Consider the following 22,974-nt stretch of genomic DNA (forward strand, 5'->3'; position numbering starts at 1 on the left):
CAACTCCCAGAACCGACGACCCACAAACGGATAACGCGGAACCCTCATGACAACCCCTCAACAAGAAGCTGTTGCACCCAGCGCTAGAAACCGCCTGCCAAAATGCGGCAGTTTTGCGTCTGCTCGCGCTAAGAGGCGACCACCACGATTCCGTCGTCGTCGCTGTAGGCGATCTCCGCGGGGGAGAACAGCACACCGCCGAACTCGACCTTGATGTCGCGTTGGCCTTCACCGGTTTTCGTGCTCTTGCGCGGATTGGTGCCCAGCGCCTTGATGCCGATATCGAGCGTGCGAAGCGTTGCGGCGTCACGGACTGCGCCGTTGATGATCAACCCGGCCCAACCATTGTCGACGCCGAGGCCGGCGATGAGGTCGCCGACCAGCGCGGTGTGAAGCGAGCCGTCGCCGTCGATGACCAGCACCCCGCCGTGGCCCGGTTCCGACAGCACGGACTTCAGCAGCGCGTTGTCCTGGAAGCACCGCACAGTGGTGATCGGCCCCGCGAACTCCGACCGGCCCCCATACTGGTTGAACTGAAGATCGCAGCTGCGGACGTCGGGGCCGATTTCGTCGACAAGGTCAGCGGTGGGGCGCGGTTCGATGGTCACCGCACGATGCTAGCGATCGACCCGGTCAGTGATTTCGGGTCGATGTTGGCGAGGGCGTAGGACACCGCCTCGTCCATGGTCATCGCGGCGCCCTCAGCGCGTAGCTCGCGTAACCGGTCCGCACCGATTGCGTCGGTCGCGAGGTCGGTGGCTTCGCGGAGTGCTGAAAAGATGAAGTGGGCGTTCGGTCCCGCCTTGAGATGTTCCTTTCGCCGGTTGCCGGCCGGCGCAGAGGCCATCCGCTGGAACGTCGCGTATGCCGCGCCTTGCAACACCGCCGCGACCTCGGGCCGGTCATCGACCAGTGCTCGCGCACACAACGCGAGGCATGGCGCGGTTTGCAGTAGCGCGGGACTCCAGCGCCACAGAGCCATGGCTCTCCCGCTCAGGGCCAGGGCGAGGTCCCAATCGCGAAGTCGGCCGGCGACAAGGCACGCGGTCACGAATCCAGTGGACACCTCTTCACCAGGCGTACCGCCGGTCTCGAGGCTCTCACGCAGGAGTGCCCTGGCCCGGGCGGAATCGTCGTCAACCAGAGTAAGAGCTAACGCGTTGAGCCCCAACATGATTGCCCCGGGCATCCCGGACCGTCTGGCCAACGCCACCGACCTTTCGGCGTGTTTCGCCGCTTCAGCGTCGCCGACACCCCAAAGCGCGGCGCTACTGACGCCGTATGCGAGGTAGATTGCGGCGAGTCCGGGATAGCCATCCGCACCAGCCAGCTCTGCTGCCCGAACGTAAAGGGTCAGCGCCTCGGCATATGCACCGGCCGACAGCCGAGCCATCGCCTGCACGGCGCACACGTCGGCCTCGATCCGTGGTCCGTGCTCATCAGGGGTGCCCTGCTCGCCCTCCAACGCCCGGCGGCAGAGGTCGTCTACGTCGTCCCAGTCGCCGCCTGCGTGCGCGTCGTACGCCGCAGCCACCAGAACACGTTGATATCCGGGTTGTTCGGCCGCTCCCGGCATTCTGAGTACGCGCGACGCCGGAATGAGGATCAGCTCGCCGGTCGGGCTGACGGTATTCGTCCGGTTCGGCAGATTGGTGACGAGCGGGACAGCGAGGGCCGCGTTACCTGTGTCGATCGCGTTGGCGAGAGCCGAACGGATGTTGTCCCGTTCGAGCTTCATCTGTCGGGCGGAGACCAGTTGCTCGGGCCCGTAGAAGTGCTGTGAGACCCGTCTTGATAGATCTGCATAGAACTGCGCGTGTCTCGTCATCAGACGGCTGGTCTCTCCCCAGTCGGAGAGCCGCTCCTCGCCGTACTGGCGAATGGTCTCCAACAGTCGAAAGCGCGTGCCGGCCACGCTGTCTTCGGCAACGACGAGAGAGCGGGCCACCAAACTGGTGACGATGTCCATGACCTCATCGCGTTGGACCGGATCACCGTGACATATCTCTTCGACGGCTTCCAAGCTGCAGCCGCCCGTGAATACCGCCATGCGGGCAAGCAGGCGCTGTTCCGAAGGGTTCAACAGCTCATACGACCAGTCGATGGCCGCTCGCAATGTGGCGTGCCGTTCGACCGCTCCGCGCCGCCCACCTGCCAGCACATGGAACCGTCGATCGAGGCGCCGAAGAAGTTCTGCCGGGCTCAAAACCATGACGCGCGCGGCCGCCAACTCGATTGCCAGCGGCACGCCGTCGAGCCGCTGGCAGACTTCCACCACAGCACGGGCGTTGGCAGCGCTGACCGCGAAGTCGGCCTTGACATGCCGGGCTCGTTCGACGAACAGCCTGACGGCATCCGTGTGGACGAGTCGCTCGAGATCGCCACCGGGTTCCCCGGATTCGAGCGGAGGCAGCGCGATGATCTGTTCGCCTTCGAGGGCCAGTCCCTCCCGGCTGGTGGCGAGCACCACCACACCCGGGCAGGACCGTTCGATACGGCCCACCAGCCGGGCGACAGTCGAGAGCACATGCTCACAATTGTCGAGCAGCAGCAGAAGCTGTTTCTGAGCCAGCGCTTCTAACAAGGAATCTTCGAGGTTCTGGCTGCTGCGATTGGTCATGTGCAGCGCCGCCGCGACGGCCTCCACCACCGCTGCTGGGTCGCGTACCGCCGCCAACTCGACCAGCCAGGCTCCGTCGGGGAAGCGCGGGAGTAGCTCGGCTGCCACCTGGACAGCCAGGCGGGTCTTGCCGACGCCACCCACTCCGGTGATGGTCACCAGACGGGATGCCCTGAGCGCAGATGCGACTCGGGAAGTCTCCGCTTGCCTGCCGATGAATGAGCTGATTTGGGCGGGCAGGTTGCCGGGGTAGGAATCCAGGGTCCGAAGCGGGGGAAATTCCTCGCGGCAGTGGGCCATCGCCAGCTGGTAGACCCGCAGCGGCCCGCCAAGATCACGCAGTCGGTGCTCGCCAAGATCGATCAGCGCGAGACCCTCTGGAAGGTCTGCGAGTACGAGCGCCTCGGTGGTGCTGGAGATCAGAATCTGTCCGCCATGTGCCGCCGCCATCAGGCGGGCGCAACGATTTATCGGAAGGCTGGTGTAGCCGGTGTCATCGACGCCCACCGCTTCCGCCGTGTGCAGCCCGATGCGTGCCCTCAGCGGTTCGGCTGTACGCCAATCCTCCTCTGCCAGAGCCTGTTTGAGGGCCACTGCCGCGGAAACCGCGTCGCTTGCCGTCGAGAAGGCAGCCGCCATGCCATCGCCCATCCGGGAGAACACGTGACCGCGATACGCCGCGACGGTCTTCTCCAGGATTTCGTCGTGGCGCACCATCGCGGTCCGCATCCCCTCGGGGTCGTGTTCCCACATCCGGGTGGACCCCTCGAGGTCGGTGAGTAGAAACGTCACCGTGCCCGACGGTAGCGGCACCGCCATCACCCCCCAACCCAATGAGCTCGGGTTATCGGAGGTCAAGCGTAGCTGGCCACCACGATGTCGTGGACAAACTGAGCCAAGCCAGGCTCCACATCGTCGTAGTAGCGGGTGAAGCGTTCGTCGGCCAGATACATCTCCGCCAGGTTGCGGTGCATCTCGTCGCCGCAGTCATAGAACCGCTCTATCGACGCACGATGGCGCGCCGCGAGCTCGTTCGCTTCGGCTGACCCCGGTTGCACGCCGCCCCGCTTCGCGTGCGCCAAAGCGTCGAGCAGCGCATCGCCCTCCGCCTTGATCGCGGTCCAGTCGTCCTTGTTGAACCGCGAAACCCATTGCTGCGACTGCTCCCATGCGTCGGTCTTGCCCCATCGTTGTTCGGCTTCGGCCGCGTACTCCTCGATGACCGCGGTGGTGCCGAAAATTTCGATTTGTTCTTGGGCCGTCAGCTGAATGCCTCGACGGTGCGCGTTCATCAGTTCCTCCACTGCCTTGATGCTGTGCTGTAGCCGGTCGGCCTGTTCAAGCAGCAGCGCGTGCCGCCGCCGCAGATGCTCGACCACATCCGCACCCGGCTCGTCGAGCAGCGCGCGGATCTCGTCGAGCGGCATCCCGATGGACCGGTACACCAGCACCATGTGCAGCCGCTCGATGTCGGCGTCGGTGTAGCCGCGATAACCGGCCGGGGTACGCAAACTCGGCATCACCAGACCCACGTGGTCGTAGTGATGAAGCGTGCGCACGGACACGCCGGTGAGGGCGGCTACGGCACCGACGGTGTTGACGTCCATGCTGCCCACTATCGACCCTGACGCCACGTGAGGGTCAAGCCGAATTGATCAGTTGCGGGAGTTCCTGCGGGCGGCAAGAAGCACCGCCAGGATCGCCAGCACACTGGCGGCAATCGCGGCGGCCAGCGGCAGGCGCGACGGCTCGGGCCCGATCAGCGGCGCATGTGCTGGCCCGCTGACAGGGTTGCTTGCGCTCGATACCGCCGATTTCGCTTGGGCTGCAGTCTCTTTGGCGGCCGAAGTCAGGTCGCCGTTGGTGTCGGCCAGCTTCGGGGCTTCGGGTGCCTTCTTGGCGGGCGCCTTTGTCGCAGCGGCTTTTTTGGCGGGCGCCTTTTTGGCAGCCGCTTTCTTGGCCGGAGCTTTCTTGGCCGCTTTCTTCGCAGCCTTGGCCGGTGTCTTCTTCGCTGGCGCGGCGGCGGGCGGTTCGGGCGCGGGCGGGACCGGATCCGGGCTTGGCGACGACGACGCCGGTTCCGCTGCCGGTGCTGCGGCGTCAGCGCTTTCGTCGGGGTGATCCTGCTGGTCTGCCATCTGGCTGCTCCTTTGCGCCTGTTTCCTCTAGCCGGCAGTGGCTCCATCATGCCAGGCCGAATATGGCGCTAACCGGTCACTGTCAGCGCGGCCGCCAACGCCAGCGCGAGGGCCATCATCGCGAGTTCGACCAACGCCCGCGACCGCGACACCACCGCGGTCGCCCGGTGCGCCCGTGCGGCAGGCAGCCACATCGTCCGGTTGCGGTACGCCAGCAGCACGAGAGCGATCGTCAGCACCATCTTCGCGGTCAGCAGTCTGCCGTAGCCCGTCGCATACAGCTGGCTCGGGGAGCCGAGCGTGACGACCGTTCCCAGCGCACCGCCTGCCAGCAGCGCCGCCACACAACCCAGCGACATCTGGGAGAACCGCGGCAGCACCCTGGCCCACTGGCCCCGGTGTCGAACGGTCAGCACCAGCGCGGCCAGCGTCCCGCACCAAAGCGCCGCGGCAAGTGTGTGCACGGCGACCGCCAGCCCACCGACAGCGCTTTCCGACAGGTGGCCGGTCAGCGGGCGGGCCGCCACCCCGGCCGCCGCCAAACCCGCCGCCGCGACATTCGTCGCCGCCGTCCTCGGCGCCACCGCGACCAGACCGACCAGGCCCGCCGCCACCGCGCTGAACAGCACGGACCGCCCAGACGCCGTATGCAACGCGAAATCGACCGCGGTGTGCACACCCAGCCGCGGCAACGGGATCGCCGCAGCGTGTGCGGCCTCCAGCACGAGCCGAAGCAGCTCCGCGACGAGCCAAATGGCTGCCGCGATCGTCAACGGGCCGGTGGCGCGACGAATCAGCTCACCGCGATAGCGGGCGATATCGAGCATCGGCACGACGGCAAGCCCCAGCGCCACCACGGCCGACATGTCGGCCGCGGCGCGCACCAGCGCAGACCACAGCGGCGTCACCGCTGACGTCGTACCGCCCATATCGCGGCGCCCGCGACGATCAGCCCGGCCGCGACGAAGAACGGCCACACCGGGATGCCGTCGTCCGACTTGTTCGTCGCCGACGCCGAGGGACCGGGCGTGCCGGTTCCTGGAACCGTCAACGTGAACGACCACGATCCGGACACCGCATGCCCGTCGGCCGACGTCACCCGGTAATTGACCGTGTAGGTGCCCGACGGACCGAGCGGCCGCACGCCGACGCTGACCACGGCGCCATCGACGCGCGGATCACCGGTTGACCACAGGTTGCCGTCGGGTCCGACGACCGTCATCGCCGCGAACTGCGTCTGCAGCGCCTCGTTGAAGGTCGCGCTGACCTTCTGCGGGGCCTGCATCAACTCGGCGTTCTCGACGGGGTCGGTCGCAATGCGTGTCGCATGGGCCGATGCGACGCCGGCGCCTGCCACCGCCGCCGCGGTCAGCGAGATGGCCAGCACCAGCGTCGCGATGAGGCGATTCATGCTCGACGTCGTACCAGTAGGGATGCGGCGACCGCAACGGCGCCAAGTGCCAGTGCGCCACCGGCGAGCCAACGCGCCGTCTCGTCGGCGGCGGCCGCAGGGACCGCCGAACCCCTCAGCGCAATCTCAGGGGCCGGGTGATCGGGCTCCGCCCCCCCTGGTGCTGTGGGCTGATCCCACTTGACGACCGTGCCGTCCGAGTACGTCTGCGTGGCAGGCAGGCTGATCGTCGTCGTATCGGGCAGCTTCACCGAAATCCGGAACAGCGCGAACTGGTCCGGTGCGATGCCGGCGCCCGGTGCAGCCGCCCAGGTGACCGAATGGACTGTGCCCGCGGCGACGTCGCGGTCCAGCTTGACGGTCCAGCCCGGCATTGCTTCGGTGCTCGCGGAGCCGACATTGGGCAACGTGACGCTCATTTTCGTTGTCATGGCGCCTTTCTCGGATTCATTGGGCACCCTGAAGGTGACCACCGAATAGGAGCCGGGTGTCGGATTGTCGGCGTCGGCGTGGACGTGGGCCCACGCGGTAGGAGCGCAGGCCAGCAGGCCAACGGTTAGCACCGCACCGGTGATGAGGGCGCGCGAGGACGCCCGGGTATTGATTGGCATTCGATTGTGGCTTTCGTGTCGTTGGGATGTCGGTCGGTCAGCGGCAGTGGCTGACCGGCGGACCCCGGTGCGACATCGAAGCGGCGAGCAGAAGCGCCGATCGCAACGGCTGATCGGCGTCGTCGACGACCACAACGGGCGCGACGGTGATGGAACCGACGACCGTGCGCACCGCGGCGCGCACCACTCGAGACACTGCCCGGCACAATCGATCGCTTGCCGCGATGAGCAGTGCCCCGCCGACGATCGCTGCCGCGTGAGCAGCGAGCATCACCGCGGCGGGCGGCGCCGCCGCGGCGGCGTGGCTGTGCCCGACGGCGCCGAGGACGATATGCCCGCATAGTTGACCCGCCGCCAGCAGACCCAGCAGCACCCTGACGTCTGCCGCGCGGGCGATTGTGGCGCCAAGCGCGCCGACTGTGCCGGCCAGTACCGCTAGCAAGCCGACGGCTGCGCCGGTCGGCACGGCCCCGGCGCCCACCGAGTGCGCGGCCACCGCCAGCGCAGCGGTCAGCAATCCCGCGGTCGAACCACGGAGCCGCGCAGCGGGATCGCCGGTCGACACGTCGGTCAGACGAGGCCCAGTCGGGCCATCAGATCGGCGTCGACGCCGTCGAGTTGTTTGGCAATCGCGTCATGCGCTGCGCGACGACGCGATACCGGCATGTTCTCTGCGGCCGTGACAGCGGCCGACAGGTCACGTAGCCGGTCGGTGATGGCGGCGACGAACTGCTTGGTCTCGGCGTCCTTGGGATTCTTCTCGGCGACCAGGCGCAACGACTGCTCGGCGCCGGCGATGCGGGCCGACAACTCCGCGCCGTGCCCGGAGAACTGGCCGACTTGGCTCAGCGGGACGCCCAGCCGATTGGCCTTGCGTTCGTCGAGGAAGCCGCGCGCGGCGATCGACGCGCGGTACAACAGCGGCACCGCGACCGGCGCGAGCAGCCGCGTCACCGTGAGCATCCGCCGAATTCGGCTGGGGGAGAACAACTTACCCTCGCGAGCCGCCTTCAGCTGGGTCTCGGCCACCTTCAGCGCGGCCTTGTCGCTGTCTCGCTGGGCCCGCAGTTGCGCCTTCAGTGCCCTGGTCTCGGCTTTGTGCTGCGACTTGATGCGGCGCGCTTCGTTCTTGGCGGCCAGCCTGGCCTCGAGCTTGGCCTTGGCCTTGATGGCGCGAGCCTCGGCGCGACGGGTGGCGCGGGTTTTGCGCTTGAACAGGCTCATCCCGGCGGCCTCCCAGTGATCTCGTCGATGATGCAGCCCAACACTATCGTCCGGACCGTTGTGGATTTCGGCGTGTCCCGCCGGTGGGTACCGCGAAAACCACAGCGAGCGGTTTGCTCTGCCTGTGCAAGAATTGACGGATCTCGTGAGTAGGCGCTGTTGACGTCGCGGAGGGTGGTGACGACGTGGGTTCGCGTGTGCACCGCGCCGCGTCGGCCTGCACAGTGACCGTAGGCCTCTTCTTTTGCGGATTGGGCGGCGCGCTGGCGCTCGCCGATCCCTCGGACCCGCCGCGCGTTCCGCCCGTCGGCGCGCATTCGGATGACCCGCCAAGCAAGGGCCCCAAGGACGAGCACGAAGACGGCGGAGCGAAAGACAACCCGAGCCCCGACAAAGAGGCGAGCACCGCGACCGCCACCGAGAAACCCGGCGACGGCGCGAACCCGGGCAACGGCAACTGCGGCAACCGCAAGCGCAAGGGCAATGCGCGCGGCTGCGGCACGAGCGCCCCGCCATCACCGTCACCGAGCGACCCCGAAAGCCCGACACCAACCCCCAGCGACCCGACCACGACCACCAAGGTCGGGCTGCCCGCACCCGCCGGCGGTGGCGGAGGCGGTGCACCGCAGGCCCCAGGGGGCGGCGGGGCGTTGCCGCCGAAGATGCAACTGCCGCCGGTTTCGGAACCGCCTGTGGTCGACAGCGTGCCCGGCGTCGGTCCCGCGGTCGCCGACATGGCCCCTCCGCCGATCACCCTGCCGGTCATCGTCGCGCCCGCCGCAGGTCTCGGCGCGGGCGGGGCGCCCGCAGGCCCTCCGTTGCCGGCAGCGCCTCGCGCCGTATCGGCGGAGCCACCCGCGGTGCGCGAACCGCCGCCGGCCATCGTTGGTGGCAATGCGTCGCCGCCTCCGGCGTCGTACCGAGTCGGCTACGCGGATTATTTGCGGAAGGCAGGATTGTCCCAGGTCGCGGCCTTGGCAGTGCCGGGCGTAGCGGGCATGCTAGTACTCACCGGCGCCGGGGGATTGGTTGGCTATCGCCAGGCGAAGGCGGGCCGGGCGGTACACACCAGTGGCACCGCGCGGTTTGTGAACTGATGAAATTGCCCGTCCAAACGGGGGCGGACAGCGCATAGTGGACTCGTCGAAAGGGGGTTGAATGCCTGCCAGCCGCCGCGTCACCCGCGCCGTCAGCGCGGTGCTCGATCTTGCCCCACGGCGCGGGGAAGTTTCCTTGCCCCGCCTCGTCGATGCCGTGAGCGAGGATCGCAACCGGCCGATAGAGCTCAAAATGGCTGATCTGCCGCCCGGAGTGTGCGGGCAGTGGCGCCAATACGCCGACCGCGACGTCTTCCTGATCCAGAAGGGCCTACCAGCGTGGGACCGCACGCTGGCCCACGAACTGGGGCACCTGGTGCTGGGGCACGAGGGCATCCCAGTCGTTCAAGCGGCGCGTGAGAACACCGAGATGGCCAGCTCCGACCTGATCGGCTACATGCTCAACCAGCGGACCGGTTGCATGGGTCCCGCCGGTGAGGACGCCGAGCAGGAGGCCGAGGACTTCGCGGCCCTGCTCATCTATCGACTTGGTCGCCTACCGTCGGATCGCTCGTCGATCGTTCAGGTGCGGCTCGGAGAGGCGTTTGGTTGATCATTTGGGTGATCGCCGGTCTGCTCGGATTGGCGACCGGCCTCCGTATCGGCTGGGCCCTGGTCAACAAGCAGTCGCTGGTGAGCACCGCGATGATTCTCGCGCTCGGCAGCCTGGGGATGGTGGCTGCGTTGAATTGGCAGCCGCTGACGCTGATGCTCGACACTTTGCTGCACTGGAACAACATCTCGATGGGGTTGTCCCAGGTGGCGCTGATCGGGTGTGCGGCGGGCAGTTGCGTGATGATCACCACCGTCTCGTCGAACAAGTCGCCTGCGACCATCCGGAAAATTGCTATCGCTCAGTACAGCGTTGCCGGTGTCATCGCGGTCGTGAGCTTGGTGAGCTTCTTCTCCGCGGGCCAGCAACCGGAGATGTCGCCGGAGGCCTATCTGAAGCAGAACCTGGGCTCCAGCGACGGAAGATTGCCGTGGCTGCTCCCGTTGCTCTACGTGTTGCTGGCGCTGACGCTGGTGTCATGGGCAGGCATGCGGCATTCCAATCGCAGCAGGCGGGGGCGCGCCCTGTTCATCTTCACCTTCGGCATCGTGCTGATCGTGTTGGCCTCCGCCTTCTTCCTGCTACGCGCCGCCGGTAGCACTGAACTGCTCGGCGTGGGCGCCGCGGCGACGCTGTTGGGTTGCGCCATGCTCGTCGTCGCCGCGGGCTCGCTGCTGCCCAGCATCGAAGACTGGTTCGGCGCGCGTTACGAGTTGCGCACGATCCAGCCGCTGCTCACAGAGCTTGGCCGGCGCCATCCCGATGTCGGCATCGGAGTCCGCCCCCGCGGACCGCTCGTGTTTCGGGTGGCCGAGCGGATGTCGTTGATCTCCGACGCGCTGTTCTTGGAGGCGACCGCCGCCGACGCCGCGCGCAGACGTCGGGTGGGGGCGCGGCAGGCGCGTGAGCACGACGAAGTCGATGAGGCCGTTGAAATGTCAGAGCTCGAGTGCCCGCCGGTGGCGCCGCAGGAGCAGGCGCGCACGATCGCGCAGTGGATCTATGAAGGCAGGGCAGAGGCGCCCGAGGACACCAGCGCTGCCTTCCCCGGACTTGGCTGGCTGCGCCAGCCGACGACGTACTCCGACCGCGAGTGGATTCTCGAGATCGCACACCAATATCGCCAGCTGGCTCTCGCCAAGACGGGGACGGTCTAGCGGACCGAAATTTCCCAGATTCGCCGGGCGCCGCGTTGCGGCGGACCCCGGGCTAATCGTCCAGGTGCTCCCGGCGACGCAGCTCGTCGACCTTCTGGACAATGTCCTGCTGTGCCTCTGCAGACAGGCCGACTGTGCGCGCCGCAATGCGACGAACGCCCTCGTCGCGCATATTCGCGAGCCAGCTCAATTCCTTGTCGAGCTTCTCGTAGTACTCGTCGTCGGTGAAGTACGCCGGCTTGATACGGAAGAAGTTGGCAAGGGCGGCCATGGTGGCTGCCGAGGGGTTGGTGCGGTTGCCCGAGCGAAGCTGCGACAGATATGGAGCCGACATCGTGACGCCTTCGGCCTTCAGGGCGGCGATGACTTCAGCGGATGTGTGCGGACCACGACCTGGCGGGTAGACCGTGTCGAACAGCCGGTTTAGCCGAGCGGCGAACGTGTTGCTCATCGATTTGACCTCCACATGCTTGACGAGCGGGTTTGTAGGGCGGCGTATTTGCTGATCATCGTAGCGAGAGTTGTGCCAACAACCAAGTGCAAACCACTGAAAAGTTAACCCGCCTTTTCGTTACGTGTGGCCGCTACAGGTCTTAACGGCTTGTCGGTGTACGCCCGCACCGCCATCCTACGGTGCGACGAAGCAAATAATAATGGGTCGCTACCAATGACTTTCCTGGAAGTTGCATACGGCTCGCCACAGGAATGCTGATGTTCACCACGGGCAACTCCGCTGACAGCGGCCGCAGCGGAAACCGGTGTTTGCTAGTTGCGCACGCAACCGGATTGAAAAGGTGTGACCTTTGGCACTGCTCGCCACGTTAGGCGGGGTAGCGAGCCGACCGTCCGAAGCAGGTCAGCCGTTCGTCCGACAGTAGCCAGCTGGAGGTCGGTGGCGTTCCTACGACGATTCGCGCGGTGGCGCTACCCGCGAATGCCCGTGGCGGTTGCCGGCGGCCGCCGCGGTGACCGATGCGCAGCGGTGGCGGTAATAGCTGTCGTGACCCCGACCGCACCTGCCCCCAGCCCAAGGCCGGCGCCGGGGAGCAACCAATTTCCGGAGCGCAGGAAACAGCACGCTGGGCATCGCGCGCAGACCGCGAGGCGACCCCGGGATTCACCCCTGCGGAGTAACCTGAGTGCGGTTCGAAGGCCTCACGCCGCCAGCAGCATCGCGAGGATGGCGGTGTCGGGATGGCTGATCGGGTCCACTCCGACACGGCTCACCATCGACGTCACCGTGCCGTCCGCCTCCGCCTCCACCCAGGCGGCACGATGCTCGAGGCCGAGATATGGAATCCCGGGCAGCAGCACACAACCCGACGCCGCGCCGCTGCACTCGGGCAGCGACGGCATGGTTTCTGACGGGGGATGAAGCATCAGCAGCGCGGGCGGCTGATGGTCGGCGAAATGGCCTGGAGGGACTGCCGATTCACCGACGACGGTGCCTTCGGCCACGACCAGCCCAACCGTGCCAGGCTCCGGCTCCTCGGGTAATTCTTCGCGGGCTCCGAAAATCGTTGTGGTAGACAGCAACCCGGGGAGGGACGCCACCCGGACCGCGACCATGAGTAGCTGCGCCCACTCCTTGGTCGAGTCGGGCCAGCGGCCGGAGATCACGAAGCCTTTGAGCGATCCGCGTGAATGAAAAGGGGCGATCTCGATCGCCCGACCAGACTCCATGTCCATCTCGCCTCCGCGCCATCGGTGTTCGGACCATCCGCGACACGCCCGTGGATCGATTTGACCAGAATGCGGCAGGTCAAACCTGCCCGCAACCGGACACGACCGGTGACGGCAAACTTTGGCCGGAAGCTTCAGTCGGGCCGTGACTTCACGGTCCACAGCACACGGTAGGAACCGGCCGCCGACACCCAACCGAATTCGTGAGAGTCAGCGCAGCCGGGGGCGCTGGGATTGTCCGACCGCGCTTCGAATATCGCGTCGCGGCCCGAACCGTGTACATCGCCGACGCGTTTGACGAGCCAGCGCGTCGACAGGCGCGGGTCCGGGAACACCCGCACCTGACCGCGCTGTGGGACACCGCCGCGGATCACGATCAGACCATCGCCCGCGCCCAGCGTCGGGCGCATCGAATCGTCGACGACCTTGAACATCCGCAGGGGACATCTCACTGGCCACCCATGGTTTTGCCGCACCCCCGAAGGGTAGGTTAGTGGCCATGCTGCATCGACTTTTCGCGAACGCCACTGAAGCCCACGCCCACTGCGACCTGTACTGCGGTGTTTATGACCCGGCCCAGGCCAAGATCGAGGCGCTGTCATGCCTGAAAACGATTCAGAAGTACCACGATTCCGACGATGACCACTTCAAGGCTCGCTGCATCATCATCAAGGAACAGCGCGCCGAAGAGGTCAAGCATCACCTGATGGTGCTGTGGGCGGACTTCTTCGCCAAGGACCACTTCGAGCAGTTCCCCAACCTGCACCAGTTGTTCTGGGATGGGGTGCACGGAGCAGGCGACGTCAAGAAGTCGCTCGACGTCGCCGTCGCCGAGAAACTGGTCAAGACGATCGACGAGATCGCCGACATCTTCTGGCAGACCGACAAGGGCAAGCAGATGGGCGTCTACCCTCCTGCCTAACCACTCGAATTTCGCCCCGTCAACGCAGAAGCCGCCGGACTGTACCGGCGGCTTTTTCTATGGAGATTCTGGGCGAGTCAGTACAGCACGATCAGGGCCAGGATGCCCAGCAGCACCAGAGCGATGACGCCGGCGCGCAGACACGCCATCATCTGGGCGCGGGTGTAGACGTTCCCAGAGGTATGCCACTCAGAGGGCGGCACAGCGGAACCAGGCCCCATCGGATGAGACGCCATCAAACCCTCCTGACCTGCACGATCGTAGATCCTCCCCCAGTGAGATCTGTCACAGACAGTTCCTGTGACGCCGATCATAACCCCTGTTGTTCGGGCTGAGAAACCGGCACCGCCGGCGTGGGCGGACGCACCGTGTTGGCGCCGCCAGCAAACGCCGCGAACGGCCGTGAGTCGCAACAGCGACGCCGCGGGCCGTCGACCGACAGGCGTACACGACACCCTCGCCCGGCGGTCACGCTACCGGAAAGTTAGTGGGCCAACACATTTCGCTCGGCGTTCGTCGGCCTGTTGATCGGTGGCGGACCGCGCGCCAGGTTATCCACAGTAACCTTCAGCAAGCACACAGATTCGGCGGCTCAAACGGTGTTTCGGCCGTTGAGGGGCTGTGGATGAACTTGTGGAAATTGTGGATAGTCCCGAAATTGCTGACATGAAAGCGACGCGTCAGTCGCAGCCACTGTGGTAGTGCGCGGGCCGCCCGCCGTGTCAGCATGATCCCATGGACGAGGTCGAGGTCGCGCAAGCCCAGATCGCCGATGTCCCTACGACGCTCGACGGGTCGGTCGTACTGCTCGACGTCCGTGAGGACGACGAGTGGCAGCGGGGTCATGCGCCGGGCGCCCAGCACATCCCGATGGGGCAGGTGCCCGCCCGTCTCGACGAGATCGACCAGGACGCGACGCTGTACGTCGTGTGTCAGGCCGGCGGTCGGTCGCAGCGGGTCGCGCAGTACCTGGCCCGCAACGGCTACACCCCGGTCAACGTGACTGGCGGGATGCTGGCGTGGGCAGGTGCGGGCCGTCCGGTGGTCACCGACGACGGCGGTGCGGGCGTCATCTGACCACCCGCCGCTAGGCTGGTCGCGTTGATGTCCCGGACGCGAGGAGCGAAATGATCCAGGTGTGTTCCCAGTGTGGAACGCGGTGGAACGTGCGCGACCGCAGACGGGTCTGGTGCCCGCGGTGCCACGGAACGCTGCTCGCGCCGTCAGGCCCCGCGCAGGGAGCCGAGTGGAGCGCGCCGTCCGCGGGCCAGGGCCGCACACCGTCGCCGGGGACCCCACCGTCCGGTAGGGGACTGCCCGCCGGTTACCGCTGGATCGCGGTGCGGCCGGGTACTCCTCCGCCGGGACGCCGCCGCAAGCGGCCTCTCGGACCCACTCCTCGTTACGCCGCCATTCCCAGATGGGGACTGCTCGAGCACTTCGACGCGCCAGAACAGCAGGTCGCGGCTCCCCGCAGCGGTCCATCCCCAGCCGCGGTGCGCGTCGTCCTCGTCACGACGATGGCTGTGCTGGGTGCCGCCGCGCTGATTCACCTGCTGCGGTATGTGCTGCTCATCGTCAACCGGTCGGTGTTGCTCAACCGGGTGGTCGCCTTCGCCGCCACTTGGCTTGGTGTTCTCGTCAGCGTGATCGCGGCGTTCATGGTGGTGGCCAGCCTGGTGGTGCTGACCAACTGGCTGATCGCGCGACGCGCCGCGGCCTACGCCCACCACCGACGCGACGACCCGCGCACACCGCCGTCCTTGCGGCTGGGTTGCCTTGTGCCGCTGGTGAATCTGTTCTGGGCGCCGGTGTTCGTCATCGAACTCGCCGGCGCCGAGGAGCGGCTCAACACCTTGCGAAGGCCGATCGTGTCGTGGTGGATCGTCTGGTCGTTGAGCTATACGGTGTCGATCTTCTCGATCGCCACCAGTTTCACCTCGGATCCGCAGGGCATCGCCGACAACACGGTCACCACGATCATCGCGTATCTGCTGACGCTGGGGACGCTGCTGCTGGCCATGAAGGTCTTCCTCGGTTTCGAGCGTCAGCCCGTCGAGCGCCCGTCCAAACGCTGGGTAGTCGTCCGGGACGACGCGGTCCAGACTCGTCAGACTCCTGAACCGTCCGCTGCGGTTGAGTCTGAAGGGCAGAACCCGGCAGCATAGCCGTATGAACTCGGGCGACGGCACGCTCGGCGGCCATCCGTTCGTGGTGGCGCATCGCGGCGCATCGGCCGAACGTCCGGAGCACACCCTCGCCGCCTACGAGTTGGCCCTGCAAGAAGGCGCGGACGGTGTTGAATGCGACGTTCGGCTCACCCGCGACGGACATCTGGTGTGCGTGCACGACCGCAAGGTGGATCGCACCTCGAACGGCACCGGGCTGGTAAGCGAGATGACGCTTGCGCAATTGCGTGAACTCGACTTCGGGGCATGGCATCCCAGTCATGGCCAAGACGGCGGCCATGGCGACACCGGATTGCTCGCGCTGGAAGACCTCGTATCGCTGGTGCTGGATCACAATCGGCCCGTCAAGCTGTTCATCGAGACGAAGCATCCCGTCCGCTACGGCGCGTTGGTCGAGAGCAAGGTGCTCGCCCTGTTGCACCGGTACGGCATCGCCTCGCCTGCCTCGGCGGACCGGTCCCGGGCCGTGGTGATGTCGTTCTCGGCGGCGGCGGTGTGGCGGATCCGGCGGGCAGCGCCGATGCTGCCGACGGTGCTGCTCGGCGAAACTTCGCGGTATCTGGGCGGCGGCGCCGCCACCACCGTCGGCGCGACAGCCGTCGGACCGTCGATCGCCACGCTGCGCGATCACCCCGAGTTGGTGGATCGGGCGGCGGCGCAGGGGCGCGCCCTGTACTGCTGGACCGTCGACCACTACGAAGACGTCCGGTACTGCCGCGACGTCGGCGTGGCGTGGGTCGCGACGAATCATCCCGGGCGCACCAAGGCCTGGCTGCAGGACGGGCTGACAGGCGCGGGTCGCGACTAGCCGGGCTGGGCCGCGTCCAGGACGTCGTGTGGGATCGGCGAGTCAGAGGTCAGTGCCGCGAACAGTCGGCCGGCGGCGGCGCTGTCCCACACCACGACCGAACCCGAGTCGCTGCCGGTGAAATCGCCGATCGGCGCGGTGGTCGTCGTGACGTCGCCCCGCAACGCCCACGCCAGTCGGGCCAGATCCCAGATGTGGTCGCCCTCGTTGACGGTCAATGCGCCGCCGGCAGCGTGCGCCATCGGATACCAGCGCAGCGGGTTGAGCAGCACGGCCGGGCTGGCGGCGCGGTGCAGCAGCGCCGACATGAACTGACGTTGGTGGATCATCCGGTCCAGGTCGGCACGCGGGGTGGCACGGGAGCGCACGAAACCGAGCGCGTCGCGCCCGTCGAGCTTCTGACAGCCCGCGGGCAGATCGATGCCCGCGAGCGGATCGCTGATCGGTTCGGCGGGGCACATCGTCACTCCGCCGACCGCGTCCACCATCGTTGCGAAACCGTCGAACCCGATCTCGGCGTAGTGGTCCACCCGCACCCCGGTGGCCTGCTCCACGGTCTGCGCCAGCAGAGCGGCCCCACCTTCCGAGAACGCCGCGTTGATCTTGTCCTCGCCGTAGCCGGGGATCGGCACGTAGGAATCGCGCGGAATCGACACCATGGTGCTTGGCGTGCTCGACCCGACCCCGGGAAGGTGGACGAGCAGGATCGTGTCGGTGCGGCCGTTGCCCATGTCACCGCCGGTGGTCAACTCGGCCTGCTGGTCGGGGGTCAGGCCCTGGCGGCTGTCCGAGCCGACCAGCAGCCAGGTGGTGCCCTTGCCGGTGGCGGGTCGCTCCGGGTAGTCCGCGAGCGCGGCGGTGCGATGCAGTGACGAGTCCATCCACCAGCCGCCTGCCAGCACTGCCGCCACGAACACCAACAGCAGGGCCAGCACCAGTCGACCCCAATACCGTTTGCGCCGAGGCTTTTTCGGCTTCGGGCGGGGAGGTGGCTGCTGAGCCACCGGCGGCGGCCGGTGCAGCGGACGCGGTGGCGGCAACGGGCCGGGCCGGCGTGGCGGTGGCGGCGGTGGTCGGCGTTGGGGTGGCGGTCGGTAGTTCGGATCGCGACGGATCACCTGTGACGGCTCCCGGCGCGTTCGGGGATCGAATGGCGGCGGCCGGTTGTCGTTCACAGCTACGAACTTACGACAGCCAGCTCAAATGCCCCTGCGCGAGCGCGTATCCGACGTAGGCCACGGAGTCGATGATCCCGTGCGCGATGATCAACGGCCACAGCCTGCCTGTGCGGCGCCACACGTAGGCGAAGACAAACCCCATCACCACATTGCCGACGCCGGCGCTGAAGCCTTGGTAGAGGTGGTACGCGCCGCGCAGCAGGCTGGACGCCAGCATGGCGGCGACGGGATTGACCCCGAGTTGACGCAGACGGGTCAGCAGGAACGCGACCACGACCACTTCCTCGGCCCATCCGTTGGCGAACGCCGTAAGCAGCAGCACCGGGATCCGCCACCAGGTGTCGTAAAGTTCCGCGGGCTCGACGTGTGCGCTGAGGCCGAGCGCACGCGCGGCCAGGTAGAAGCCCAGCCCCGGCAGGCCGATGAGCGCCGCCAGACCCAAGCCGCCGAGCAGGTCAGGCCGCCAGCGCGGCCGTCCGATCCCAATCTGTGCGGGCCCGAACCCGCTGCGCCACAACAGGTATACCGCCAGCGCACCCCACGCGACGAGCTGAAAGGTGACGGCCAGGTTCAGGCCGAGGTCGATCAGGTCGAACGGCGAGCGGCGCGGGTTGAGTGCCACCCGTTGGCCGGCCAAGCCGAGCAGCACTGCCTCAATCAGTTGAAGGAATGCCGTGTAAGCCGACAGCCCGAACGTCACCGCCAGCATCACAGCGACTTCGACGCGCATGCCGCGCCGCTGCGGATCGGTCAGCTCATCGGGCGGCCTTTTCACCGGAGCTACGGTAGCGGCCGCCGGCCGCTAGAGGCGGCGGGCGCGCAGCCCGTTGAGGAAAGGGCAGCCCATCAGGATGCGGATGGCCTGACTGAGGCCCGTCACATCGTCGACGGGTTTGGTGAACGGCAGACGGACGTCGTGATCGCCGTCGTCGCCCTCGACCCGTAGTTGGACCCCGTAACGGTCGAGGCCGAGCGGTCGTACCCGGCCGCGGCGCAGCGACATCGGCAGCCTGCAGGCCAACCGGTCGACGACCTCGCGGTGCGCTGACTCCATGTGCTGCAGCCAGCACGACTCCATCGCGCAGAACGGATCAGGCCTTGCGCCGAGCAGCGCGCCTACGCCAACCGCCTCGGCACCGGTGGCGTCGGCCACCACCACCGACTGGATCTCCAGTCGCATCAAGGTGTAGTCCGAGTTCACGTGCAGCAAAGCAGGATTGGGGTCTTCGGCGGCGATCAGGTCGAGCAGGGCGGCCACCTCGGCACCGGGAACGCCGTGCAGTTGACCGCGGATCCACACCAGCGAGCGCACCGGTTCGCGCAGCGGTAGCGGGGCGTAGTCGGTCATCTCGAGCACCGCGTGCACACCGGCGTTGCCCGCGGCGACCACCCTTCCGGCGAGAATGCCGTCGGCCGGCACGGCGATGGCGAACGACCCGTCGGCGAGCAGGTGGTGCACCGGCGAGCAGGTGGGTTCGAGACCCTCGACGGCGAGCATCGCATCGCCGGCCCGCACGCACGCGCTGCGGATTCGCTCAGCCGTTGTGGGTGCCACCTGTGCCATCACACCGCCCTTCTCGCAAGTGAGGTAAGCCTTACTTAACAAGATCGGCAATCCCGGCGCAAGGCCTACGCCGCGGCGGCCGGGACGGGCCTCCAACTCCGGATAGGGTTGAAATGTGCCGCGCATCGCCTATCTCGGACCCGAAGGGACGTTCACCGAGGCGGCGCTGTTGAAGATGGCCGGCGACGGTCTGGTCCCCGGATGCACGTCGACCGAGGGCGTCTCGCCGGACCCGGCGTCGAGCCCATCGACCGCCCTGGAGAGGGTCCGGTCAGGCGATGCCGACTACGCGTGCGTGCCGATCGAGAATTCGATCGACGGCTCGGTGCTGCCGACGCTCGACAACGTGGCCACCGGCGCGCCGGTCCAGATCTTCGCCGAGACGACGCTGAACATCGCGTTCACCATCGCGGTGCGGCCTGGCGTCACCGAGCCTGCGTCGATCGCCGCGTACCCGGTGGCGCGTGCCCAGGTGGAGCGGTGGGCGGCCGAGCATCTCAGCCAGGCGAAGTTTCAGGCGGCCGACTCCAACGCCGCGGCAGCCGTCGACGTGGCACAGGGCCGCGCTGACGCCGCCGTCACGACCGCATTGGCCGCAGGCAGGCACGGCTTGTGTGCGCTCGCCACCGACGTCGTCGACGAGCCCAACGCGCGCACCCGGTTCGTATTGGTGGGCAGGCCGGCCGCACCGCCGCAGCGCACCGGATCCGATCGCACGTCGGTGGTGCTGCGCCTCGACAACGTTCCTGGCGCGCTGGTGTCGGCACTGACCGAGTTCGCGATCCGCGACATCGACCTCACCCGCATTGAATCCCGGCCCACCCGAAAGGAGTTGGGCACCTATTTCTTTTTCCTCGACTGTGTCGGGCACATCGCCGACGAAGCGGTCGCCGAGGCACTCAAGGCGCTGCACCGTCGTTGTGCAGACGTGAGGTTTCTGGGTTCTTGGCCGACGGGATCGGCCGCAGGGGCGGCACCGCCGCAGCTCGACGAGGCGTCCGGCTGGCTGGCGCGGCTCCGCGAGGGCAAGCCGTGAGCGGCCGGCTGGTGCTGGTCCGGCACGGGCAGTCACGCGCCAACGTCGACCGTCGGCTGGACACCCGGCCGCCGGGCGCCGCACTCACCGACGTCGGCCGAAACCAGGCGCGCGCGTATGCGCGCGGACTGCCGCACCGCCCGGCGATGGTCGCCCACTCCATAGCGGTGCGGGCCGCGCAGACGGCCGCGGAGATCAGCACCGAAGTCCGACTCGATCCGCACGAATTCGAGGGCATTCACGAGGTGCAGGTGGGTGAACTCGAGGACCGCAATGACGACGAGGCGATCACCGAATTCGAGACGGTCTACCAACGCTGGCACCAAGGTGAGCTCGACGTGCCGATGCCCGGTGGCGAGACCGGCAACGACGTGCTCGATCGGTACGTCCCCGTGCTCACGCAGCTGCGGATGCGGTACCTCGACGACGACGCATGGCACGGCGACATCGTCGTGGTCAGCCACGGCGCAGCCATTCGGTTGGTCTCGGCCGTGCTGGCGGGTGTGGAGAGCAGCTTCGCGCTGGACCATCACCTGGCCAACACCGAATCCGTTGTGCTGTCGCCGATTACCGACGGTCGGTGGAGTTGCGTGCAGTGGTCGACGCTGACGCCGCCGTTCTATCCGGAACCCGATGTGCACCCGGTGGAGGATGCGCTGTCGTCAGCCGACCCGATGGGCTGACACCTGGATGCCGCACGTGCATCCAATGGCGTCGCAATCGACGCTGAATGCGTGCATCACCTCAGGTGTGACGCACCCGTCCTCGGTGCATTCCATCCGATACCAGGCGTGGTGGATGACGGTGCCATGGCAATGCTCGAGCCCCGCCAGACACTCGCGGCACTCAGTACTCATGGCCCTTTGATAGCACCGCATGCTGACAAAGCGAGGTTGCCGCGCCTGCCTATCCCCAATTGATTGTCTTCGCGCAAGCGGCTCACCCCCAACTGATTGTCTTCGCGCAAGCGGCTCATCCCCAACCCAATTCGTGCAGTCTCTCGTCGTCGATGCCGAAGTGATGGGCGACCTCGTGTATCACGGTGATCGCGACCTCGTCGACGACCTGGCGTTCGTCGTCGCAGATGTCGAGTAACGCATCGCGGTAGATGGTGATGGTGTCGGGCAGCGTCCCGGCGTAGAACGAGTCGCGTTCGGTCAACGCCACGCCCTGGTACAGGCCGAGCAGGTCGGGCTCATCCGGATTGCGGTCCTCGACCAGCACCACGACGTTGTCGATCGCCGCGGCGAGCTGGGGCGGAAGCAGGTCCAGTGCATCGGAGACCAGCTCTTCGAACCGTTGCGGGCTCATCCGCACGGCCATGTCGTTACGGCGCCGGCGGTGGCGGAGGCAGCAGCGCGGGATCGCCCGGTGGCGGTGGCGGTGCGGCCTCAGGCGCGGGCGGCGGGCCAGGAGGTGCGCCCGGCGGCGGGGCGTCGGGAGGCGGCGGCCCATCCAGCGGAGCGCCCGGCGGCGGTGGCCCGTTGAGGAACGTGTTGCCGTTGGGCGGTGGCGCCGCGGTGGTTGGTGCGGCGCTCGTCGAGGACTGCGTGCCCGACGAGGACTGCTGCCCGGGCATGTGCTGGGTCTGCTGGCTGTCGTCGCTCTGGCTGGTGCTGTATTGCGACTGCGACGACGACGTGTCCGACGACGACTGCGACGACGTGTCCGGCGGCGGTTCGACCGCGGGGATCGGCGGCAGATTCAGCCGCTCCACCGGGATGTCCGGCGGCGCTACCGGCGGCTGCCCGTTGATCATCAGCGGGCCCTTGGCGCTGTTGAGCAGTGTTGACCACCCGCCGTTGCCCAGCGTCGCGCCGATGCTGCACGACACCTGGTGGCTGCCCGCCGACCAACTCGGCAGCGAAATGGTGCTGTAGATCAACGTCAGCGTGGTGCTGCGCAGCGGGATCGGCGCCAGGTAGGCGTCGGTCATCCGGGTGCAGGCATCCTTGATGAAGCCGTCCTGTTCGGTTTCCGGCGGCAGCGCCTGCGGAAACTTCTCGGCCAGGTTGACCGCTCCGGTGACCTCCATGGCGTGCGGGGCGGCGCAGTCGACCGGTATGTCGGTGGGCTGGTTGGTGCCGGGGTCGATGCCCAGACAGGTACCTGCGGGCCACACCTTGGACTGGTCGACGTCGGCCACCTTGCCCTTGAACGCCAACTGCTGATTGTTCGGCCCCGGCAACTGCAGACCGCACAGCATGCGTCGCTCGCCCTGCTGGCGCCACGCCTTGTCACCTGACCACAGCATGCTGACCGTGAACCTGCTGTTCGGGTCGAACCGGGCGCCGAGATAGTTCTTGACGGCAGCCGAGCACTGTTCCTGGCTGATCTGCTGGATCCTGGCAGGCGACGGCGGCGCCGCGTCCGGGCCGTACTCGCTGCCGGGGAACGTGCGCATGTCCACCGACTCGGCGACCTCGAAGCGGTGGTCGTCCTTGCAGTTGACGATCTGGGCAGCGTCGGGGGTGCGGTCGGGCCAGTTGAGGCAGTCGCCCGCCTTGGCGTGGTTGAACGTGTCGTTACCGCGGGGGCCCAGGGAGATGGTGCTCGCGGTCAGGCCGCTGGGATCACTGGTCGGCAGCGCGGTGATCAGCCCCGCAATGAGCAGCCCGCCTAGCGCGGTCAACAGCAGCGCACGGCGCGTCGACGTAGCCTGCAGACTCTGCCACCACGCCACGCGCTCCGACGGCCGTCCGACCTCGCTGTTCTGCGAGTCCGCGAGTGCCTGCTCGCGCTCGGGTGCCTCCAACATCCGCTCCATTGTGACAGGCGTGTCA

At 67.3% G+C, this 22,974-nt stretch carries 28 protein-coding genes; 9 read left to right on the forward strand and 19 right to left on the reverse strand.

Going from position 1 to position 22,974, the window contains the following annotated elements:
* Nucleotides 1-128: 128 nt before the first annotated feature.
* The 9 genes from rraA to ACGFK1_RS28370 form a co-directional block, all read right to left on the reverse strand.
* The gene (gene rraA, locus ACGFK1_RS28330) at nucleotides 129-608 is read right to left on the reverse strand and encodes a ribonuclease E activity regulator RraA (protein ID WP_393437514.1); all 480 of its coding nucleotides are present in this window, start codon (nucleotides 606-608) and stop codon (nucleotides 129-131) included.
* Nucleotides 605-3,412 carry an ATP-binding protein gene (locus tag ACGFK1_RS28335; RefSeq protein WP_393437517.1) on the reverse strand — a complete coding sequence of 936 codons (2,808 nt, stop codon included), beginning with the start codon at nucleotides 3,410-3,412 and terminating at the stop codon, nucleotides 605-607. Before ACGFK1_RS28335 ends, rraA begins: the two co-directional genes overlap by 4 nt.
* Before the next feature lie 62 nt (nucleotides 3,413-3,474).
* The gene (locus ACGFK1_RS28340; RefSeq protein WP_393437520.1) at nucleotides 3,475-4,227 is read right to left on the reverse strand and encodes a MerR family transcriptional regulator; all 753 of its coding nucleotides are present in this window, start codon (nucleotides 4,225-4,227) and stop codon (nucleotides 3,475-3,477) included.
* A 48-nt stretch (nucleotides 4,228-4,275) separates the two neighbouring features.
* On the reverse strand, nucleotides 4,276-4,758 hold the full coding sequence (locus ACGFK1_RS28345) for a hypothetical protein (RefSeq protein ID WP_393437522.1): 483 nt from the start codon (nucleotides 4,756-4,758) through the stop codon (nucleotides 4,276-4,278).
* A 68-nt stretch (nucleotides 4,759-4,826) separates the two neighbouring features.
* Nucleotides 4,827-5,666 (reverse strand): CopD family protein, encoded by an 840-nt coding sequence (locus tag ACGFK1_RS28350; protein WP_393437525.1) that lies wholly within the window; start codon nucleotides 5,664-5,666, stop codon nucleotides 4,827-4,829.
* Nucleotides 5,663-6,169 (reverse strand): copper resistance protein CopC, encoded by a 507-nt coding sequence (locus ACGFK1_RS28355; protein WP_393437528.1) that lies wholly within the window; start codon nucleotides 6,167-6,169, stop codon nucleotides 5,663-5,665. Before ACGFK1_RS28355 ends, ACGFK1_RS28350 begins: the two co-directional genes overlap by 4 nt.
* Nucleotides 6,166-6,780, reverse strand: a complete 615-nt coding sequence (locus ACGFK1_RS28360; RefSeq protein WP_393437531.1) for a YcnI family protein — start codon at nucleotides 6,778-6,780, stop codon at nucleotides 6,166-6,168. The genes ACGFK1_RS28355 and ACGFK1_RS28360 overlap by 4 nt, the downstream gene beginning before the upstream one ends.
* Before the next feature lie 37 nt (nucleotides 6,781-6,817).
* Entirely contained in the window at nucleotides 6,818-7,345 is a 528-nt protein-coding gene (locus ACGFK1_RS28365; RefSeq protein WP_393437534.1) for a hypothetical protein, read from the reverse strand.
* Between the two features lie 5 nt (nucleotides 7,346-7,350).
* On the reverse strand, nucleotides 7,351-8,004 hold the full coding sequence (locus tag ACGFK1_RS28370) for a DUF6474 family protein (RefSeq protein WP_393437537.1): 654 nt from the start codon (nucleotides 8,002-8,004) through the stop codon (nucleotides 7,351-7,353).
* A 185-nt stretch (nucleotides 8,005-8,189) separates the two neighbouring features.
* Between ACGFK1_RS28370 and ACGFK1_RS28375 the strand changes: the two genes are divergently transcribed.
* The 3 genes from ACGFK1_RS28375 (at nucleotide 8,190) to ACGFK1_RS28385 (ending at nucleotide 10,811) form a co-directional block, all read left to right on the forward strand.
* Complete coding sequence (locus ACGFK1_RS28375; RefSeq protein WP_393437539.1) at nucleotides 8,190-9,101, forward strand: hypothetical protein; 912 nt, start codon at nucleotides 8,190-8,192, stop codon at nucleotides 9,099-9,101.
* A 61-nt stretch (nucleotides 9,102-9,162) separates the two neighbouring features.
* Nucleotides 9,163-9,654: an ImmA/IrrE family metallo-endopeptidase gene (locus ACGFK1_RS28380; RefSeq protein WP_067796552.1), complete on the forward strand. Its 492-nt coding sequence runs from the start codon at nucleotides 9,163-9,165 to the stop codon at nucleotides 9,652-9,654.
* Nucleotides 9,651-10,811: a hypothetical protein gene (locus ACGFK1_RS28385; RefSeq protein ID WP_393437542.1), complete on the forward strand. Its 1,161-nt coding sequence runs from the start codon at nucleotides 9,651-9,653 to the stop codon at nucleotides 10,809-10,811. The genes ACGFK1_RS28380 and ACGFK1_RS28385 overlap by 4 nt, the downstream gene beginning before the upstream one ends.
* 52 nt (nucleotides 10,812-10,863) lie before the next feature.
* Here the strand turns inward: ACGFK1_RS28385 and ACGFK1_RS28390 are convergent, their stop codons facing one another.
* From ACGFK1_RS28390 to ACGFK1_RS28400, 3 genes are all read right to left on the reverse strand, one after another.
* Nucleotides 10,864-11,262 (reverse strand): helix-turn-helix transcriptional regulator, encoded by a 399-nt coding sequence (locus tag ACGFK1_RS28390; protein ID WP_067796606.1) that lies wholly within the window; start codon nucleotides 11,260-11,262, stop codon nucleotides 10,864-10,866.
* Between the two features lie 704 nt (nucleotides 11,263-11,966).
* A complete protein-coding gene (locus ACGFK1_RS28395) occupies nucleotides 11,967-12,500 on the reverse strand; it encodes a peptidase (RefSeq protein ID WP_393437545.1) in 534 nt (177 codons plus the stop codon).
* 128 nt (nucleotides 12,501-12,628) lie between these two features.
* On the reverse strand, nucleotides 12,629-12,904 hold the full coding sequence (locus ACGFK1_RS28400) for a S26 family signal peptidase (RefSeq protein WP_393437763.1): 276 nt from the start codon (nucleotides 12,902-12,904) through the stop codon (nucleotides 12,629-12,631).
* 89 nt (nucleotides 12,905-12,993) lie between these two features.
* Between ACGFK1_RS28400 and sodN the strand changes: the two genes are divergently transcribed.
* Nucleotides 12,994-13,416, forward strand: coding sequence for a superoxide dismutase, Ni (sodN, locus tag ACGFK1_RS28405; protein ID WP_393437546.1), 423 nt, complete (start codon nucleotides 12,994-12,996; stop codon nucleotides 13,414-13,416).
* 77 nt (nucleotides 13,417-13,493) lie between these two features.
* Here the strand turns inward: sodN and ACGFK1_RS28410 are convergent, their stop codons facing one another.
* Nucleotides 13,494-13,652 (reverse strand): hypothetical protein, encoded by a 159-nt coding sequence (locus tag ACGFK1_RS28410; RefSeq protein WP_393437549.1) that lies wholly within the window; start codon nucleotides 13,650-13,652, stop codon nucleotides 13,494-13,496.
* A 499-nt stretch (nucleotides 13,653-14,151) separates the two neighbouring features.
* Between ACGFK1_RS28410 and ACGFK1_RS28415 the strand changes: the two genes are divergently transcribed.
* The 3 genes from ACGFK1_RS28415 to ACGFK1_RS28425 are packed head-to-tail and all read left to right on the forward strand — an operon-like array spanning nucleotide 14,152 to nucleotide 16,413.
* The gene (locus ACGFK1_RS28415; RefSeq protein WP_393437552.1) at nucleotides 14,152-14,493 is read left to right on the forward strand and encodes a rhodanese-like domain-containing protein; all 342 of its coding nucleotides are present in this window, start codon (nucleotides 14,152-14,154) and stop codon (nucleotides 14,491-14,493) included.
* Nucleotides 14,494-14,543: 50 nt separating this feature from the next.
* Complete coding sequence (locus tag ACGFK1_RS28420) at nucleotides 14,544-15,584, forward strand: DUF4328 domain-containing protein (RefSeq protein WP_393437554.1); 1,041 nt, start codon at nucleotides 14,544-14,546, stop codon at nucleotides 15,582-15,584.
* A gap of 4 nt (nucleotides 15,585-15,588) precedes the next feature.
* On the forward strand, nucleotides 15,589-16,413 hold the full coding sequence (locus tag ACGFK1_RS28425; protein ID WP_393437557.1) for a glycerophosphodiester phosphodiesterase: 825 nt from the start codon (nucleotides 15,589-15,591) through the stop codon (nucleotides 16,411-16,413).
* Here ACGFK1_RS28425 and ACGFK1_RS28430 read toward each other — a convergent pair.
* The 3 genes from ACGFK1_RS28430 to ACGFK1_RS28440 all read right to left on the reverse strand — a co-directional run bounded on the left by ACGFK1_RS28430 (nucleotide 16,410) and on the right by ACGFK1_RS28440 (nucleotide 19,155).
* Nucleotides 16,410-17,588, reverse strand: a complete 1,179-nt coding sequence (locus ACGFK1_RS28430; RefSeq protein WP_393437560.1) for an LCP family protein — start codon at nucleotides 17,586-17,588, stop codon at nucleotides 16,410-16,412. The genes ACGFK1_RS28425 and ACGFK1_RS28430 overlap by 4 nt on opposite strands.
* A gap of 10 nt (nucleotides 17,589-17,598) precedes the next feature.
* The gene (locus ACGFK1_RS28435) at nucleotides 17,599-18,321 is read right to left on the reverse strand and encodes a CPBP family intramembrane glutamic endopeptidase (protein ID WP_393437765.1); all 723 of its coding nucleotides are present in this window, start codon (nucleotides 18,319-18,321) and stop codon (nucleotides 17,599-17,601) included.
* Nucleotides 18,322-18,393: 72 nt separating this feature from the next.
* Nucleotides 18,394-19,155, reverse strand: coding sequence for a DUF2470 domain-containing protein (locus ACGFK1_RS28440; protein WP_393437768.1), 762 nt, complete (start codon nucleotides 19,153-19,155; stop codon nucleotides 18,394-18,396).
* A 115-nt stretch (nucleotides 19,156-19,270) separates the two neighbouring features.
* Between ACGFK1_RS28440 and pheA the strand changes: the two genes are divergently transcribed.
* The gene (pheA, locus tag ACGFK1_RS28445; RefSeq protein ID WP_393437563.1) at nucleotides 19,271-20,191 is read left to right on the forward strand and encodes a prephenate dehydratase; all 921 of its coding nucleotides are present in this window, start codon (nucleotides 19,271-19,273) and stop codon (nucleotides 20,189-20,191) included.
* Nucleotides 20,188-20,874, forward strand: coding sequence for a histidine phosphatase family protein (locus ACGFK1_RS28450; RefSeq protein WP_393437566.1), 687 nt, complete (start codon nucleotides 20,188-20,190; stop codon nucleotides 20,872-20,874). Before pheA ends, ACGFK1_RS28450 begins: the two co-directional genes overlap by 4 nt.
* Here ACGFK1_RS28450 and ACGFK1_RS28455 read toward each other — a convergent pair.
* The 3 genes from ACGFK1_RS28455 to ACGFK1_RS28465 all read right to left on the reverse strand — a co-directional run bounded on the left by ACGFK1_RS28455 (nucleotide 20,854) and on the right by ACGFK1_RS28465 (nucleotide 22,958).
* Nucleotides 20,854-21,048, reverse strand: coding sequence for a hypothetical protein (locus tag ACGFK1_RS28455; protein ID WP_393437568.1), 195 nt, complete (start codon nucleotides 21,046-21,048; stop codon nucleotides 20,854-20,856). The two genes, ACGFK1_RS28450 and ACGFK1_RS28455, sit on opposite strands and share 21 nt — an antisense overlap.
* A 115-nt stretch (nucleotides 21,049-21,163) precedes the next feature.
* Nucleotides 21,164-21,514, reverse strand: a complete 351-nt coding sequence (locus ACGFK1_RS28460) for a metallopeptidase family protein (protein ID WP_393437570.1) — start codon at nucleotides 21,512-21,514, stop codon at nucleotides 21,164-21,166.
* Nucleotides 21,515-21,518: 4 nt separating this feature from the next.
* Nucleotides 21,519-22,958 (reverse strand): septum formation family protein, encoded by a 1,440-nt coding sequence (locus tag ACGFK1_RS28465; RefSeq protein WP_393437572.1) that lies wholly within the window; start codon nucleotides 22,956-22,958, stop codon nucleotides 21,519-21,521.
* Between the last annotated feature and the right edge of the window lie 16 nt (nucleotides 22,959-22,974).

This window comes from Mycobacterium sp. NPDC048908 (genome assembly GCF_043197955.1).
GTDB lineage: Bacteria > Actinomycetota > Actinomycetes > Mycobacteriales > Mycobacteriaceae > Mycobacterium.